14 protein-coding genes are annotated in these 15,582 nt (G+C 68.1%); 12 read left to right on the top strand and 2 right to left on the bottom strand.

Going from position 1 to position 15,582, the window contains the following annotated elements; translation table 11 throughout:
* Nucleotides 1–52: 52 nt before the first annotated feature.
* A complete protein-coding gene (locus AC6CR5_RS02675; protein WP_047992781.1) occupies nucleotides 53–499 on the bottom strand; it encodes a general secretion pathway protein GspC in 447 nt (148 codons plus the stop codon).
* A 26-nt stretch (nucleotides 500–525) separates the two neighbouring features.
* Between AC6CR5_RS02675 and AC6CR5_RS02680 the strand changes: the two genes are divergently transcribed.
* From AC6CR5_RS02680 to AC6CR5_RS02695, 4 genes are read left to right on the top strand one after another with little or no spacing between them, the layout of a single operon-like run.
* Nucleotides 526–759, top strand: coding sequence for a hypothetical protein (locus AC6CR5_RS02680; protein WP_131728715.1), 234 nt, complete (start codon nucleotides 526–528; stop codon nucleotides 757–759).
* Nucleotides 747–2,741 carry an alkaline phosphatase family protein gene (locus AC6CR5_RS02685; RefSeq protein ID WP_153228292.1) on the top strand — a complete coding sequence of 665 codons (1,995 nt, stop codon included), beginning with the start codon at nucleotides 747–749 and terminating at the stop codon, nucleotides 2,739–2,741. Before AC6CR5_RS02680 ends, AC6CR5_RS02685 begins: the two co-directional genes overlap by 13 nt.
* A gap of 20 nt (nucleotides 2,742–2,761) precedes the next feature.
* On the top strand, nucleotides 2,762–2,941 hold the full coding sequence (locus tag AC6CR5_RS02690; RefSeq protein WP_235442379.1) for a hypothetical protein: 180 nt from the start codon (nucleotides 2,762–2,764) through the stop codon (nucleotides 2,939–2,941).
* 36 nt (nucleotides 2,942–2,977) lie between these two features.
* Nucleotides 2,978–5,158 carry a phosphocholine-specific phospholipase C gene (locus AC6CR5_RS02695; protein ID WP_047992779.1) on the top strand — a complete coding sequence of 727 codons (2,181 nt, stop codon included), beginning with the start codon at nucleotides 2,978–2,980 and terminating at the stop codon, nucleotides 5,156–5,158.
* A gap of 66 nt (nucleotides 5,159–5,224) precedes the next feature.
* Here AC6CR5_RS02695 and AC6CR5_RS02700 read toward each other — a convergent pair whose 3' ends face one another.
* Nucleotides 5,225–6,139 carry a LysR family transcriptional regulator gene (locus tag AC6CR5_RS02700; RefSeq protein ID WP_006387460.1) on the bottom strand — a complete coding sequence of 305 codons (915 nt, stop codon included), beginning with the start codon at nucleotides 6,137–6,139 and terminating at the stop codon, nucleotides 5,225–5,227.
* 105 nt (nucleotides 6,140–6,244) lie between these two features.
* Between AC6CR5_RS02700 and ggt the strand changes: the two genes are divergently transcribed.
* The 8 genes from ggt to AC6CR5_RS02740 all read left to right on the top strand — a co-directional run bounded on the left by ggt (nucleotide 6,245) and on the right by AC6CR5_RS02740 (nucleotide 15,531).
* The gene (gene ggt, locus AC6CR5_RS02705) at nucleotides 6,245–7,873 is read left to right on the top strand and encodes a gamma-glutamyltransferase (RefSeq protein WP_006387462.1); all 1,629 of its coding nucleotides are present in this window, start codon (nucleotides 6,245–6,247) and stop codon (nucleotides 7,871–7,873) included.
* A gap of 73 nt (nucleotides 7,874–7,946) precedes the next feature.
* Nucleotides 7,947–9,461, top strand: a complete 1,515-nt coding sequence (locus AC6CR5_RS02710) for an ABC transporter substrate-binding protein (protein WP_006387464.1) — start codon at nucleotides 7,947–7,949, stop codon at nucleotides 9,459–9,461.
* A 129-nt stretch (nucleotides 9,462–9,590) separates the two neighbouring features.
* Nucleotides 9,591–10,535 (top strand): ABC transporter permease, encoded by a 945-nt coding sequence (locus AC6CR5_RS02715; protein ID WP_006387465.1) that lies wholly within the window; start codon nucleotides 9,591–9,593, stop codon nucleotides 10,533–10,535.
* Nucleotides 10,532–11,410 (top strand): ABC transporter permease, encoded by an 879-nt coding sequence (locus AC6CR5_RS02720; protein ID WP_241060571.1) that lies wholly within the window; start codon nucleotides 10,532–10,534, stop codon nucleotides 11,408–11,410. The genes AC6CR5_RS02715 and AC6CR5_RS02720 overlap by 4 nt, the downstream gene beginning before the upstream one ends.
* A 14-nt stretch (nucleotides 11,411–11,424) precedes the next feature.
* Complete coding sequence (locus tag AC6CR5_RS02725; protein WP_104414233.1) at nucleotides 11,425–13,284, top strand: dipeptide ABC transporter ATP-binding protein; 1,860 nt, start codon at nucleotides 11,425–11,427, stop codon at nucleotides 13,282–13,284.
* Between the two features lie 122 nt (nucleotides 13,285–13,406).
* Nucleotides 13,407–13,943, top strand: a complete 537-nt coding sequence (locus AC6CR5_RS02730; RefSeq protein WP_006387468.1) for a YaeQ family protein — start codon at nucleotides 13,407–13,409, stop codon at nucleotides 13,941–13,943.
* A 164-nt stretch (nucleotides 13,944–14,107) separates the two neighbouring features.
* Nucleotides 14,108–14,707 carry a TetR/AcrR family transcriptional regulator gene (locus AC6CR5_RS02735; protein ID WP_024068607.1) on the top strand — a complete coding sequence of 200 codons (600 nt, stop codon included), beginning with the start codon at nucleotides 14,108–14,110 and terminating at the stop codon, nucleotides 14,705–14,707.
* 125 nt (nucleotides 14,708–14,832) lie between these two features.
* Nucleotides 14,833–15,531, top strand: coding sequence for an SDR family oxidoreductase (locus AC6CR5_RS02740; protein WP_020927303.1), 699 nt, complete (start codon nucleotides 14,833–14,835; stop codon nucleotides 15,529–15,531).
* The last annotated feature ends 51 nt before the right edge of the window (nucleotides 15,532–15,582 follow it).

Below are 15,582 nucleotides of genomic sequence, written 5' to 3' on the forward strand. Positions count from 1 at the left end.
AGAAGCGTGCGATTGTGGACATGAAATATGACAGCAATATGAGGCGCGCGGCTCACGGCGCGGCGCGCGCGATGCCGCCATCGGGCGCGGGCGAGGCCGGCGTGGCCAGGCGGCTGGCGCGGCCGCCTTGCTCGACGGTGACGGCGTCGGCGCCGATGTCCTTGAGCACGATGCCGGGCGCGACCTCGTCGCCGACGCGCCAGGCCAGCGGCGGGCCCCCGTCGACGCTGAAGACCGCGGCGCCGTCGGGGCCGGCCGCGATCACGCCCAGCACGCTGATCTGCGTGCGCAGCGCTTCATCGCGGCCGAACCACAGCGCCACCGGCGTGTTGTCGGCGGCGCGCGGGGCGGGCGCCGAGACCGCGGCGGGCAGGGCGGCCGGCGCGGGCGCCAACAGTATCGCGCCCCACACCCCCAGGCCGGCGGCCAGTGCCAGGATGGCGAGGACACGGAACGCGGCGGGGGCGGCGGGCAGGGACGGGCGCAAAGACAGGGGCATGGTCGGGCGATGGCGGTACGGCGGGAATGCGCCCGACTCTAGCAGCCGATCATGACAACCGCGCGATGGCGCGCCGCATCGGGCGCTTCGGCCAGGCGCAGGCAGGCACCTTCCTGTTGCGGTCTGTAGCGCTGCAGAAAAAAACTGATCCATCGATCAACGATTCCTTTCTTCGCTTCATGGGTCTTTCACCTTGCGTCGCCACTATGTGGGCCACCCACAAAGCGGGTTTCGAAAGGGAAAGAGCATGCAGTTATTGAAGTGGAAGCGCTGGTGCGCTGCGCTGGCGGCCCTGGGCGCGCTGGCCGGCTGTGGCGGCGACGACGACAAGGACGACGACACGGCGGCGCCGCCGACCGTGCAACCGGGCAGCGGCGCGAACGCCAAGGTGCTGTTCATCGGCATGGATGGCATCACTTACGATGCCTACCGCCAGGGCATGACGGACAAGTCCCTGCCCAACCTGGCCCAGTTGACGGCGACCCGTTCCTGGACCGGCGGGGTCATTGGCGGCGTGACGCAGCAACCGACGCTGCTGGCGCCGGGCTGGGCCACGCTGCTGACCGGCCAATGGGCCGACCAGCACGGCGTGCGCAGCAACGCGCCGGGCCAGGCGCCCAAGTCGGCCACGCTGTTCCAGCGCATCAAGGCCGCCAGGCCGGCCACGCGCGCCGCGGCGGCCTTCAATTCGTCGCTGCTGGCGGGCCTGGTGGGCGGCGATCGCGATGCCGGCTACCTGCAAAGCCTGACCGATTGTGCCGGCGTCGACGATTGCGTCGCCAGCCAGGCGCGCGACCGCATCACCGAAGGCTATGACGTGGTGGTGGCGCAGTTCGGCGCCGCCGAGCGCGCGGCCGCCAGCGCCGGTTTCGGCGAGGGCTATCGCGCCACCCTGCGGCAGGCCGACAGCGCCATCGGCGCCTTGCTCAAGCAGGTCGCGGACCGCCGCGCCGCCCATCCGGATGAGAACTGGCTGGTGGTGGTGGCTTCCAGCCACGGCCTGGATCGCACCGGCGGCAGCGACGGCCTGCCGCTGTCGCTGAACAAGACCACGTTGCTGGCGCTGAACCGCGCGCCGTTGCTCGGCGGCAGCGCCGACGATGCCGCGGTCGACGGCGTCTGGGACACCGCGTGGTACGGCCTGCCGAGCGCGGCCGACGCGGCGCCGACGCTGCTGGCGCACCTGGGCGCGCTGCCGGCCCCGGGCCAGTACGACATGGCCGGAACCTCGCTGTTCGAAGCGGTGGCGCTGCGCCGCGGCGCCAGCCGCACCTCGATGGACAACAAGAGCGTGTCGCTCAGCTGGAGCCGCGTGGGCACGCCCACGGGCGAGATCGTGATCACGCGCGACGCCAAGGAAATCGCGCGCCTGCCGGGCACCGCCACGGACTACGTCGACACCGGCTTCACCTTCACCACCGAAGGCGTGCACGAGCTGAACTACGCCATCGCGGTGGGCGGCGCCGTCACGGCGGTGCGCGCCACGGTGGTCTACACCGCGCCGGTGCCGCTGCTGCCGTCGCTGAGTTCCGGCCTGACGATGCTGTTCCCGTTCGAAGGCAACCTGACCGACAAGGCCGCCGGCGGCGGCGTGATCACGCCCTATGACGGCGTGCAGGCGCCGGCGTTCGCCGACAAGGGCGTGTTCGGCAAGATGTTCCGCAACGAGCGCAGCGGCGATCCCATCGGCGCCTTCAAGCTGGACTACCCGGCGGGCCTGCTCGACAGCGTCCAGGCGTTCACCATCGGCTTTTGGTACCAGTCCGACGGCACCGCCAACGACCGCTCCATCCTGGGCAACAAGGACTACAACTCCGGCGGCAACCCGGGCATCACCATCGCCCAGTGGGCCGGCCCCGAGCTGCGCTTCAACCTGGCCGGCGGCAGCCGCGTGGACATCAACGGCGTCAAGTTCACGGCCAACAAGCCGGTCTACGTGGCGATGGTCGTCAACAAGACCGCCAAGACCATGGCCGCCTACGTCTACGACACCGAAATGGGCTGGTTCAGCCGCTCGATCTCCACCGGCACCGTCAACTTCGCCCAGATCGCCGGCCTGTTCGGTCCGCACCTGGGACTGAACGAAGACGGCAAGGGCACCTACGGCGTGTGCTGCGCCGGCACCAAGGGGCCCTACACCATGTATTTCGACGACCTGGCCTTCTGGTCGCGCGCCCTGACCGAAGCCGAGGTCAAGTCGCTGGCCATGTCCGGCAAGTCCGTTTCCGAATTGATTCCCTGATGTCCGAGGATAGACACCCCATGAATACCGCCAACCCGATCCTGCGCGCCTGCCTGCGCATGGGCGCCGCCCTGATGGTGACCGCCGTCCTGACCGCCTGCGGCGGCGACAAGGATGACGACGACGATGCCGGCAACCCCGGCAACCAGCCCGAAACGCCGACCCAGCCGGCCAAGCCCCAGTTGCGTTGCGCGCCCTGACGCCGCGCCTTCTCCAGAATCCAAGGAATAGTATCCGTGACGTCCGCCAAAGACCCGATCCACGCCGGCAAGCGCCGCTTCCTGCGCAACGCCGCTGCCTCGACCGCCGGCCTGACCGCCTTGTCGATGTTCCCGCCCGCCATCCGCCGCGCGCTGGCGATTCCCGCCAACAACCGCACCGGCACCATCAACGACGTCGAGCACGTGGTCATCCTGATGCAGGAAAACCGCTCGTTCGACATGTACTTCGGCACGTTCAAGGGCGTGCGCGGTTTCGGCGACCGCATCACCGTGCCGCTGCCGCAGAACCGCTCGGTCTGGGAACAGACCAACGGCACCCGCGTGGTGCTGCCGTACCACCTGGACAGCACCAAGGGCAACGCCCAGCGCGTGTCCGGCACGCCGCACGACTACCCGGATGCGCAGAACGCCTGGGACGGCGGGCGCCTGTACCAATGGCCGCGCTATAAGCAGAACCAGTCGATGGGCTACTACACCCGCCAGGAGCTGCCGTTCCAGTTCGCGCTGGCCGAGGCCTTCACTCTGTGCGACGCCTACCATTGCTCCTCGCACGGCGGCACCAACACCAACCGCCTGTTCCACTGGACCGGCACCAACGATCCGCTGGCGCAGGGCAACGGCCCTTCGACCCGCAACCAGTGGGACGGCCTGGGCGCCTCGACCATCGGCTGGACCTGGAAGACCTATCCCGAGAAGCTGCAGGAGAACGGCGTCAGCTGGAAGGTCTACCAGAACCTGCCCGACAACTTCACCGACAACCCGCTGGCGGGCTTCCGCCAGTTCCGCAAGGCCTATGAGCTGTCCGGCAACGACCCGACCGCCAGCAACCCCAATCCGCCCGCCTGGACGCCCGCGGCCGACAGCGGCAATCCGCTGTACAAGGGCGTGGCCAACACCATGGCCGGCGACAACGGCCTGCTGCAGTCGTTCCGCGACGACGTGCTGAACGGCTCGTTGCCGCAGGTGTCCTGGATCGTGGCGCCGGCCAACTATTCCGAGCACCCCGGCCCGTCGAGCCCGGTGCAGGGCGCCTGGTACATCCAGGAAACGCTCAACGCCCTGACGGCCAATCCGGACGTCTGGAGCAAGACCGTGCTGCTGATCAACTTCGACGAGAACGACGGCTTCTTCGACCACGTGCCGTCGCCGGCCGCGCCGTCGCTCAACCCGGACGGTTCGATGGCGGGGGCATCCACCATCAACACCGACCTGGAGCGCCACATCAAGCCGTCGCTGCAGGATGCAGCCGACAAGCGCGTCTACGGCCCCGGTCCGCGCGTGCCGATGTACGTCGTCTCGCCCTGGAGCCGCGGCGGCTGGGTCAATTCGCAGGCCTTCGACCACACCTCGGTGCTGCGTTTCCTGGAAGCGCGCTTCGGCGTCAAGGAAACCAACATCAGTGATTACCGCCGCGCGGTGCTGGGCGACCTGACCTCGGCCTTCAACTTCGCCACGCCCAACAGCGAGCAGTTGCCCGACCTGACCATGTGGACCAAGGCCACGGCGGACCAGGCCCGCGCCGACCAGCAGGCGCTGGCCCAGGTGCCGCTGCCCGACACCACCACCCAGGCCAAGCCCAGGCAGGAAACCGGCGTGCGTCCGTCGCGCGCCTTGCCCTACGAGATGCATACCAGCGGCCGCGCCCAGCCCGGCAGCAGCGCCATGTGGCTGGTGTTCGCCAACACCGGCAGCGCCGCCGGCGTGTTCCACGTGTACGACCGCCTGCACCTGGACCGCCTGCCGCGCCGCTACGCGGTCGAGCCCAACAAGCAGCTGGAAGGTAGCTGGGACGCGGCCGCCGACGGCGGCAAGTACGACCTGTGGGTGATGGGCCCGAACGGCTACCTGCGCCATTTCGCCGGCGACCTGGCGCTGGCCCGCACCGAAGGGCTGGGCGCGGAAATCCGTGTCTGCTACGACATCGCCAACGGCGACGTCTACACCAGCTTCATCAATAGCGGCACCAGGCCCTGCACCTTCGTCATCACGCCGAACGCCTACTACACCAACAATGAGAAGTGGACGATCACGGTGCCGGCGGGCAGCCAGGTCGAGCAGTCGTGGTCGCTCAAGGCCAGCGGCAACTGGTACGACTTCACGGCGCGCCTGAACGAGGACCCGGCCTACATCCGCCGCTTTGCCGGCCGGGTGGAGACGGGCAAGGCCTCGGTCACCGATCCGGCGATGGGCCAGTAAGGTCCGCCGCGCCCGGCGCAACGCCTCGTGTCGCTTCCGCCCGGGAGACGACGCGGGGCGTTGTCGTTAGAGGCGGACCTGCGCCGGCTCTTGCGCGTCACGCGCCCGAAAGGCCGCGGCGCAGGCTTCGCAGATGGCCGTCGTGATGCCCTGGCGGGCGTGCTCGCGCCGCTCCAGCATGCCGATGGCGCGCGCCGCCGGCCCCAGGTCGTCGGGCAGGGGCAGGATGCGCAACTGCGGGCTGTCGCTCCAGTTCGAGCCGTTGATCAGCGGCAGCAGCGTCACGCCAACCTCCTGGCGCACCAGCTCGACCAGGGTCTCGATCGCGTTCAATTCCAGGAACTCTTCCAGCGGCACGGCCAGCCGCCGCAGCAACCGGTCGATCTGCAGTCCGGTGCGCTGGGTGCGGTCAAAGCGCAGGAAGGGGTTGCCCGCCAGCACCTGGCGCGCGTCGCGCCCGGCGGCCGAGGGCGGGGCGATCACCACCAGCGGTTCTTCATACAGCGGGGTCCAGCGGGTGCTGGCCATCTTGCGGCCGGCCTCCACCAGGAAGGCCGCGTCCAGTTCGCCGTCCTCGACCTTGCCGGCCAGCTCGCTGGCCTTGCCCGACAGGATGCGCACGTCCAGCTTGGGATGCGACTTCTTCATGCCCGACACCACCTTGGACAAGGTGCCCATGCAGGACACGATGCTGCCCACCGAGACCGACCCGGCCAGTTCGCCCGGCACCGTGCGCGGTAGTCGCATGCGGTCGTATAAATCCAGCAAGTGCTTGATTTCCGGCAGCAATTCCCGGCCCGCCGCGTTCAGGATGGCCAGCCGCCCGCTGCGGTCGAACAGCTCGCGCCCCAATTCCGCCTCCAGCGAGCGCATCTGGAAGCTGACGGCGGCCTGCGTCAGGGCCACCTGTTCGGCCGCCTCCGAGAACGAACCATGGTGCGCCACGGCCAGGAAGGTGCGCAGAAATCGGATGGTGCTCATGGGATCAATTCACAAAAATTTCTTTTATTACCGAACAAAAAATCAAATTGATTTAATTAGATCACGGGAGTACCTTCGCCTGCTTACCTCTATGAGACAAGCGCCATGAAATCCTTCGACTGGGTCAACCCGTATCCCTCCATCCGCATCCCGCTGTTCGCGCGCAATGTGGTGTCGACTTCGCACCCGCTGGCCGCCCAGGCCGGCCTGCGCATGCTGCTCAAGGGCGGCAACGCGGTCGACGCCGCTATCGCCGCGGCCGCCACCATCGTGCTGGTCGAGCCGGTCTCCTGCGGCCTGGGCGGCGACTGTTTCGCCATCGTCTGGGACGGCAAGGAACTGCATGGCCTGAATTCCTCGGGCGTGGCCCCGGCCGCCTGGAATGTCGAATACTTCAAGCGCAAATACGGCGTCGGCGCCGACGGCCTGGCGATCCAGCCCAAGCGCGGCTGGGACGCGGTCACGGTGCCGGGCGTGGTGGCCGGCTGGTCCGCGCTGCACGAAAAGCTCGGCAAGCTGCCCTTCGAACAACTGTTCGAGCCGGCCATCGAGATCGCCGAGCGCGGCTACGCCGTGCCGCCGGTGGTGGCGCACAAATGGGCCGCCGCCGCCAATGAACTGAGCAGCCAGCCGGGCTACGCCCAGGCCTTCATGCCCGAGGGCCGCGCGCCCAAGGTCGGCGAGCACTTCCGCTTTCCGGACGCCGCCTACACGCTGCGACGCATCGCCGCCACCAAGGGCCGTGATTTCTACGAAGGCGAGCTGGCCGAGCGCATCGCCGCCTTCAGCCAGGAATGCGGCGCCGCCATGACGCTGGAAGACCTGCGCGGCTACCGCCCGGAATGGGTCAAGCCGATCTCGCGGTCCTATCGCGGCTACGAGCTGCACGAGATCCCGCCGAACGGGCAGGGCATCGCCGCGCTGATCGCGCTGGGCATCGTCGAGCGCTTCAACATCGCCGACATGCCGGTCGACTCGGTGCAGTCGCAGCACGTGCAGATCGAGGCCATGAAGCTGGCCTTCGCCGACCTCTACAAGTACGTGGCCGACCCGCGCTCGATGGAGGTCACGCCCGAGCAGATGCTGTCGGATGACTACCTGGACAGCCGCGCCAAGCTGATCCGCCTGGACGGGGCCACCCATTTCAGCGCCGGTCGTCCGGCCGCCGGCGGCACCATCTACCTGACCGCCGCGGACGAGAATGGCATGATGATCTCGTTCATCCAGTCCAACTACATGGGCTTCGGTTCGGGCGTGGTGGTGCCGGGCACCGGCATCAGCCTGCAGAACCGCGGCGTCGGCTTCTCGATGGATCCCAAGTCGGCCAACGTGGTCGAGGGTGGCAAGCGGCCGTTCCACACCATCATCCCGGGCTTCCTGACGCGCGGCGGCAAGCCGGTCATGAGCTTCGGCGTGATGGGCGGCGACATGCAGCCGCAGGGCCACCTGCAGACCGTGGTGCGCATGATCGACTACCACCAGAACCCGCAGGCCGCCTGCTGCGCGCCGCGCTGGAAGGTCAACCGCGATTTCTCGCTGGACATCGAGACCAATATGAAGGCTTCCACTATTGCGGGCCTGAAAGACCTGGGGCATGCTTTGAAATCCGTGGACGATCCGTACATGGATTTCGGCGCCGGCCAATTCATCTGGCGCATGTCCGAAAGCGACAACGAGCTCGGCTACGTCGCCGCCAGCGACAGTCGCCGTGACGGCCAGGCCGTGGGTTTCTGACGCGGGCATTGCTGTCACGCATCGCGGCCCGGCCTTGCAGCCGGGCATTGCAGCCACAAGGGGAATAAACACAATGAAACGCTTGACCATGACCTTCGGCGCCAGCGTGCTGGCGCTGGCCGCCGGCGCCGCGTGCGCCCAGAACATCCGCATCGGCCTGCAGGAAGATCCGGACGTGCTGGACCCGCACCGCGCCCGCACCTACGTCGGCCGCATCGTCTTCACCTCGCTGTGCGACAAGCTGGTGGACATCGATCCCAAGCTGCACTTCGTGCCGCAACTGGCCACCTCGTGGTCGTTCAGCCCGGACAACAAGGTGCTGACCTTCAAGCTGCGCGAAGACGCGCTGTTCCATGACGGCAGCAAGTTCGACGCCGCCGCCGCCAAGGCCAACCTGGAACGCGCCATGACGCTGCCCGACAGCCTGCGCAAGGGCGAGCTGGCCTCGGTCGAGAAAGTCGAGGCGCCCGACGCCGCGACGCTGGTGCTGACCCTCAAGCAGCCCGACGCCACGCTGCTGGCGCAGCTGTCCGACCGCGCCGGCATGATGCTGTCGCCCAAGTCGTTCGCCGACGCCGACGTGGCCTCGGTCGGCCGCAAGCCGATCTGCTCGGGTCCGTACAAGTTCGTCGAGCGCATCCAGAACGACCGCGTCGTGCTGGAGAAATTCGACCAGTACTACGACGCCAAGGACTACGCCTTCAAGCGCATCACCTTCCTGCCGATCCCGGACACCACCGTGCGCCTGTCGAACCTGCGCGCCGGCGACCTGGACCTGCTCGAGCGCCTGAACCCGTCCGACGCGGCGCAGGTCAAGGGCGACGCCAGCCTGACCTTCGCGCCGGTGGCCGGCCTGGGCTTCCAGCAGTTCATGTTCAACGTCGCCAACGGCAAGCGCGCCGAGGACAATCCCTTCAAGAACAAGCTGGTGCGCCAGGCATTCCAGCTGGCCATCGACCGCAACGCCATCAACGAAGTGGCCGGCGGCGGCATCTTCGAGCCGGCGCAACAGCCGTTCCCGCCCGCCAGCCCCTACCACAGCGACAAGTTCCCCGTGACCAAGCGCGACGTGGCCAAGGCTCGCGCGCTGCTCAAGCAGGCCGGCTTCGAGCGCGTCAAGGCCGAGGTCATGTTCGGCAACAACACCACCACCTCGTCGGTGGCCGAGATGGTCCAGGCCATGGCCTCCGAGGCCGGCTTCGACCTGTCGCTGCGGCCCACCGAGTACGCCGCGCTGCAGAAGGAATCCGCGGGCGGCAACTTCCAGGTGGTGATGCTGGGCTGGTCGGGCCGGGTCGATCCGGACGGCAACATCCACAGCTTCGTGACCTGCAAGGGCGCGCTGAACGACGGCCACTACTGCAACCCGGACGTCGACAAGCTGCTCAACGAGGCCCGCACGGTGCCCGATGAAACCAAGCGCCGCGCCATCTACGACCAGGCGCAGGCGATCATCCAGGACGAGCTGCCCGGCGTGTATAACTACTACCAGCCATGGCCGTTCGCGTTGGCCAAGAAGGTCAAGGGCTTCGTGCCGTACCCGGACGGCATGATCCGCCTGAAGGGCGTGACGTTCGCGCAGAAGTGATCGCGGCGCGGCGGTTCGCCGCCGCGCCCGCCGGCTGCCTGAACGCGGCCGGTCGTTTCCCGCGGCGGCCGCGCGCCGTGCCCTGACGGGCCGGCTCCGTCCGCCGCTTTCGTTCTACGGTTTTCCCTCATGCTCAAACTCATCTTGCGCCGCGTGATCGTCGCGATACCGACCCTGATACTGGTGTCGATGATCGTCTTCATGCTGCAGAAAATCCTGCCCGGTGACGCGGTGCTGACCATGGCCGGCGAAGAGCGCGACCCGGCCGTGCTGGACTACCTGCGCGAAAAATACCGCCTCAACGACCCGCTGCCGGTGCAGTACGTCGCCTGGGCCACCCAGGTGGTGCAGGGCGACCTGGGCAAGTCGCTGCGCACCGACGTGCCGGTGACCACCCTGATCGGCCAGAAGCTGCCGGTCACGCTGCAACTGGCCGCCATGGCGATGTTCTTCGCGCTGCTGATCGGCATTCCCATGGGCATCGTCGCGGCGGTGCGCAAGGGCAAGCCGGTCGAGATGGGCGCCAACATCGCGGCGCTGTCCGGCATGTCGATACCCAATTTCTGGCTCGGCATCATCCTGATCATGGTGGTGTCGGTGCAGTGGAAGCTGCTGCCGGCATCCGGCTACGTGTCGCCGACCGAGGACTTCTGGCTGTCGATCAAGACCATGCTGATGCCGGCGCTGGTGCTGTCCACCGCGATCGCCGCCTACCTGATGCGCCACACCCGCTCGGCCATGCTCGAGGCCCTGTCGGCCGACTACGTGCGCACCGCGCGCGCCAAGGGCGTGTCGCCGCGCCGCGTGGTGCTGCGCCATGCGTTGCGCAATGCCCTGATGCCGATCGTCACGCTGGTGACGCTGCTGTTCGGGGAACTGATGGCCGGCGCCGTGCTGACCGAACAGGTCTTCACCATCCCGGGCTTCGGCAAGCTGGTGGTCGACGCCGTCTTCACGCGTGACTACGCGGTGGTGCAGGGCGTGGTGCTCTGCGTCGCGGTGGGCTTCATCCTGATGAACCTGCTGGCCGACATCCTGTACATCCTGGTCAATCCCCGTCTGAGGCACGCATGAGCGCACTTCCCGCAACGGCCGCCGCCGTCACGCCGCCCCGCAGCCGCAGCCGCGCCTGGGCCAAGTTCAAACGCAACCACGTCGCCATGCTGGGCCTGGGCATCGTGCTGTTCTTCGTGCTGGTGGCGCTGGTGGCGCCGCTGGTCGCCAACCACGACCCGTTCCAGACCAGCTTCACCACCATCCGCAAGGCGCCGTCGGCCTCCTACTGGCTGGGCACCGACGAGCTTGGCCGCGACATCTTCAGCCGCATGGTCTATGGCGCCCGCGCCTCGCTCATGGCCGGCCTGGTGTCGGTGCTGATCGCGCTGGTGGTGGGCGTGCCGTTCGGGCTGGCCGCCGGTTACTTTGGCGGCTGGACCGACAGCTGCGTCTCGCGCGCCACCGAGGCGCTGCTGGCGATCCCGTTCCTGATCCTGGCCATCGCGCTGGCCGCCTTCCTCGGCCCCAGCCTGACCAACGCCATGATCGCCATCGGCGTGTCGGCCGCGCCCAAGTTCATCCGGCTCACGCGCGGGCAGGTGCTGGCGGTCAAGAGCGAGGACTACGTGCAGAGCGCCCGCGCGCTGGGCGCCTCGGACCTGCGCATCATCTGCCGCCACGTCTTCCCGAACGTCATGCCGCCGCTGATCGTGCAGGCCACCATTACCATCGCCACGGCCATCATCGCCGAGGCCAGCCTGTCGTTCCTGGGCCTGGGCCTGCAGCCGCCGAACCCATCGTGGGGCTCGATGCTGAACACCGCCAAGAACTTCATGACCCAGGCGCCCTGGATGTCGATCTTCCCCGGATCGGCCATTTTCCTGGTGGTGCTGGGCTTCAATCTGCTGGGCGACGGGCTGCGCGACGCGCTGGATCCCCGTCAGGACAAGTAATCATCATGGCAACCATGGACCCAAAACGCGTCGTCCAGGTCAACGACCTGACCGTGCGCTTCAAAACCCCCGAGCGCGTCGTCGAAGCGGTGCGCAACGTGTCGTTCCACGTCGACCGCGGCGAAACCCTGGCGATCGTGGGCGAGTCCGGCTCGGGCAAATCGGTCACCTCGCTGGCGCTGATGCGCCTGGTGGAATACGGCGGCGGCCGCATCGTCAACGGCGGCATGCTGCTGCGCCGGCGCAACGGCGACGTGCTGGACCTGGTCAACGCGCCCGACAGCACGCTGCAACGCGTGCGCGGCGCCGACGTGGCCATGATCTTCCAGGAGCCGATGACCTCGCTCAACCCCAGTTTCACGGCCGGCAACCAGATCGCCGAGGCCCTGCAACTGCACCAGGGGCTGGACGCGGCCGCGGCGCGCGCCGAAACGCTGCGCATGCTCGAACGCGTGCGCATCCCCGAGGCCCGCGCCATTCTCGACCGCTATCCGCACCAGTTGTCCGGCGGCATGCGCCAGCGCGTCATGATCGCGATGGCGCTGTCCTGCAAGCCGCAGCTGCTGATCGCCGACGAACCCACCACGGCCCTGGACGTCACCATCCAGGCCCAGATCCTGCAACTGATCCGCCAGTTGCAGGAAGAAATGGACATGGGCGTCATCTTCATCACCCACGACATGGGCGTGGTGGCCGAAGTGGCCGACCGCGTGCTGGTCATGTACCGCGGCGACAAGGTCGAGGAGGGCGGTTCCGACGACGTCTTCGCCCGTCCCCGGCATGCCTACACCCGCGCGCTGCTGTCGGCCGTGCCGCGCCTGGGCGCCATGCATGGCACCGACGAGCCGGCGCCGTTCCCGCTGCTCAAGGTCGAGGAGGCCGCGCGCCAGGCCGAGCCGGCCGCCGCCCCGGTGGCGCAGCCGTCCACCGTGCGCCGCGACAACGGCCCGGTGCTGAAGGTGCGCGACCTGACCACCAGCTTCGACATCACCGGCGGCATCTTCGGCCGGGTGCAAAAGCGCGTGCATGCGGTCGAAAAGGTCAGCTTCGACCTGTATCCGGGCGAGACCCTGTCGCTGGTGGGCGAATCCGGCTGCGGCAAGACCACCACCGGCCGTTCGCTGCTGCAACTGGTCAAGAGCAAGAGCGGCACGATCGAGTTCGACGGCCAGAACATCGGCGCGCTGCGCGGCAGCGCCATGCAGACGCTGCGCCGCCACATCCAGTTCATCTTCCAGGATCCGTTCGCCTCGCTCGACCCACGCATGACGGTCGGCTATTCCATCATGGAACCCCTGCTGATCCACCGCGTGGCCAGCGGCGCCAAGGCCCAGGAACGGGTGCGCTGGCTGATGGACAAGTGCGGCCTCGCGCCCGAGATGATCGACCGTTATCCGCACGAGTTCTCGGGCGGCCAGCGCCAGCGCATCTGCATCGCGCGCGCCCTGGCGCTGAACCCCAAGGTGGTGATCGCCGATGAATCGGTGTCGGCCCTGGACGTGTCGATCCAGGCGCAGATCGTCAACCTGCTGCTGGACCTGCAGCGCGAGCTGGGCGTGTCGTTCCTGTTCATTTCGCACGACATGGCGGTGGTCGAGCGCGTCAGCCACCGCGTGGCGGTGATGTACCTGGGCCAGATCGTCGAGATCGGTCCGCGCCGCGCCATCTTCGAGAACCCGCAGCATCCCTACACGAAGAAGCTGATGGCGGCGGTGCCGATCGCCGATCCGCAGCGCCGGCACCGCGAGCGCTCGCTGCTGGTCGACGAAATCCCCAGCCCGATGCGCAAACTGGGCGACGATCCGCTGGTCGAGCCGCTGGTGCGGGTCGGGGAAGGGCACTACGTCGCGCGCCATTCCGTCGGCGTGTACTGAGCCACTGCCTGATCGCCCGCCGCATCGGCGGCGGGCGGCGGCCGTTGCGCGGGGCCGGCCGCGCCACAGGCGGTATCATGGCGGCCTTCAGTCATTCGCCCCATTCAACGGATTTTCTCGCCATGGCCCTGCGCGCCACTATCTACAAGGCCGACCTCAACGTGGCCGACACCGATCGGCACTACTACGGCAGCCACTCGCTGACGGTCGCCCGCCATCCCTCCGAAACCGACGAGCGCATGATGGTGCGCCTGGTGGCCTACGCGCTGCAGGCCCAGGAAGAACTGGCCTTCACCAAGGGCCTGAGCGACACCGACGAGCCGGACCTGTGGGTCAAGGACCTGACCGGCGCCATCACCTTGTGGATCGAAGTCGGCCAACCCGAAGAACGCCGCATCCTGCGCGCCTGCGGCCGCGCCGAGCAGGTCATCGTCTACTGCTACGGCGGTTCCGCCAGCAAGATCTGGTGGGACGGCGTGCGCAACAAGCTGGAGCGCACCCGCAACCTCAAGGTCATCAACCTGCCATCCGAGCAGACCCGCGCCCTCGCCAACCTGGCCGAGCGCACCATGCAGCTGAATGCCAATATCTCGGACGGGGTGGTGTATTTCTCGGCCGACAAGGGCGAAGTCAGCATCGAGCCCGAAATCTGGCGCTGATGGCCAAACCCGTCTCCTTTTGATGCCCGTTCGTTCGGGCCGCGAGGCGCGCAACGCCTGCTGTCGCGGGTGATCGCGACGCTGTAGTGCGCCGCAACAAAAAAAGCGTGCAAAGCGTCCGGGGCGGGTTTATATTATGATCATCATATTCAGGAGTCCCGACCATGGCCGGCCCCGCTTCCCGCAAAGAGCTCTCCCATGACCGCATCGTGGAAGCGGCCGCGCGAGCGATTCGCCGGGAAGGCTATGCCGGCGTGGGCGTGGCGGACGTCATGAAAGAGGCCGGGCTCACGCACGGCGGCTTCTATGCGCATTTCCCGTCGCGCGACGCCATGCTGGTGGCGGCGATGGAACGCGCCGGCCGCGATGGCGCCGCCCGCATGGCGCAAGGCATGGCGCGGCGCCGCGCCGAAGGCGCCAGCCCGCTGCGCGCCCTGGTCGAGAGCTATCTGTCAGAGGGCCACCTGGTCGGTTGCGAAGGGGGCTGCCCGATTTCGGCGCTGGCCTCGGAGATGCCGCGCCAGTCGCCCGAGGTGCGGGACATCTCGGCCAGCCGGGTGACCGGGCTGGTCGGCGTGGTGCAACAGGCGCTGCCGGCCGACGCCGGCCCGCACGCCGCGATGGCGATCACCAGCAGCCTGGTGGGCGCCATGCAACTGGCCCGCGCGCTCGGCGACAACGCGCAGGGCCACGCCATGTTGGCGGCCGCGCGCCAGTCCATTCTCGACCAATACGACAGCGAGGGCCGCCAGGCCGCCCACTGAAGCCCCCTTTTTCGGGCCGCATTGCGCGGCCTTTCTTCATTCCATAAATATGATGATCATCATATTTATATAACCGGCCGGTGTCACCGGCCACAGCCAGAACGCAGCACCCAAGGAAAGACATCATGGAACTGAAGAACGCTACCGTCCTCATCACCGGCGCCAACCGCGGCATCGGCCTGGCCTTCGCCCGCGAGGCGCTGGCCCGTGGCGCGCGCAAGGTCTACGCCGGCGCGCGCGATCCGGCCAGCATCTCGCTGCCGGGCCTGCAGGCCATCAAGCTCGACGTCACCAGCGACGAGGACGTGGCCGCCGCGGCCGCGCTGGCCAAGGACGTGACGCTGGTCATCAACAACGCCGGCATTGCCGCGACCGGCGGCTTCCTGGCCGGCGACAGCATCGAGTCGGCCCGCCGGCACCTGGAGACCAACCTGCTGGGCCCGCTGCGCGTGGCGCAGGCGTTCGCGCCGGTGCTGGCCGCCAACGGCGGCGGCGCGCTGCTGAACGTGCTGTCGATCGCGAGCTGGATCAACCGGCCGCTGCTGGGCGTGTACGGCATGAGCAAGTCGGCCGCCTGGGCCCTGACCAACGGCCTGCGCCATGAACTGCGCGAGCAGGGCACCCAGGTGCTGGGCCTGCACATGGGCTTTGTCGATACCGACCTGACGCGCGGCCTGGACGCGCCCAAGAGCACGCCCGAATCGGTGGTGCGCCAGGCCTTCGACGCGTTGGAAGCTGGCGCCGAGGAAGTGCTGGCCGACGACGCCACGCGCCAGGTCAAGCAAGGCCTGGCGGCCGAGCCGCCCGTCTACCTGCAGGCATGAACCGCGGGCGCCACGCCTTCGCGACCTTCCCGACGCCATTTCCGAGTCCGA

It is taken from the genome of Achromobacter sp. EG18 (assembly GCF_059759395.1).

Bases quoted from the DNA above. Each gene is read 5' to 3' on its own strand.
- AC6CR5_RS02730 (WP_006387468.1), top strand. From the start codon at position 13,407: ATGGCCCTGCGCGCCACTATCTACAAGGCCGACCTCAACGTGGCCGAC.
- AC6CR5_RS02710 (WP_006387464.1), top strand. From the start codon at position 7,947: ATGAAACGCTTGACCATGACCTTCGGCGCCAGCGTGCTGGCGCTGGCC.
- AC6CR5_RS02685 (WP_153228292.1), top strand. From the start codon at position 747: ATGCAGTTATTGAAGTGGAAGCGCTGGTGCGCTGCGCTGGCGGCCCTG.
- AC6CR5_RS02740 (WP_020927303.1), top strand. From the start codon at position 14,833: ATGGAACTGAAGAACGCTACCGTCCTCATCACCGGCGCCAACCGCGGC.
- AC6CR5_RS02690 (WP_235442379.1), top strand. From the start codon at position 2,762: ATGAATACCGCCAACCCGATCCTGCGCGCCTGCCTGCGCATGGGCGCC.
- AC6CR5_RS02680 (WP_131728715.1), top strand. From the start codon at position 526: ATGCGCCCGACTCTAGCAGCCGATCATGACAACCGCGCGATGGCGCGC.
- AC6CR5_RS02725 (WP_104414233.1), top strand. From the start codon at position 11,425: ATGGACCCAAAACGCGTCGTCCAGGTCAACGACCTGACCGTGCGCTTC.
- ggt (WP_006387462.1), top strand. From the start codon at position 6,245: ATGAAATCCTTCGACTGGGTCAACCCGTATCCCTCCATCCGCATCCCG.
- AC6CR5_RS02675 (WP_047992781.1), bottom strand. From the start codon at position 499: ATGCCCCTGTCTTTGCGCCCGTCCCTGCCCGCCGCCCCCGCCGCGTTC.
- AC6CR5_RS02720 (WP_241060571.1), top strand. From the start codon at position 10,532: ATGAGCGCACTTCCCGCAACGGCCGCCGCCGTCACGCCGCCCCGCAGC.
- AC6CR5_RS02715 (WP_006387465.1), top strand. From the start codon at position 9,591: ATGCTCAAACTCATCTTGCGCCGCGTGATCGTCGCGATACCGACCCTG.
- AC6CR5_RS02735 (WP_024068607.1), top strand. From the start codon at position 14,108: ATGGCCGGCCCCGCTTCCCGCAAAGAGCTCTCCCATGACCGCATCGTG.
- AC6CR5_RS02700 (WP_006387460.1), bottom strand. From the start codon at position 6,139: ATGAGCACCATCCGATTTCTGCGCACCTTCCTGGCCGTGGCGCACCAT.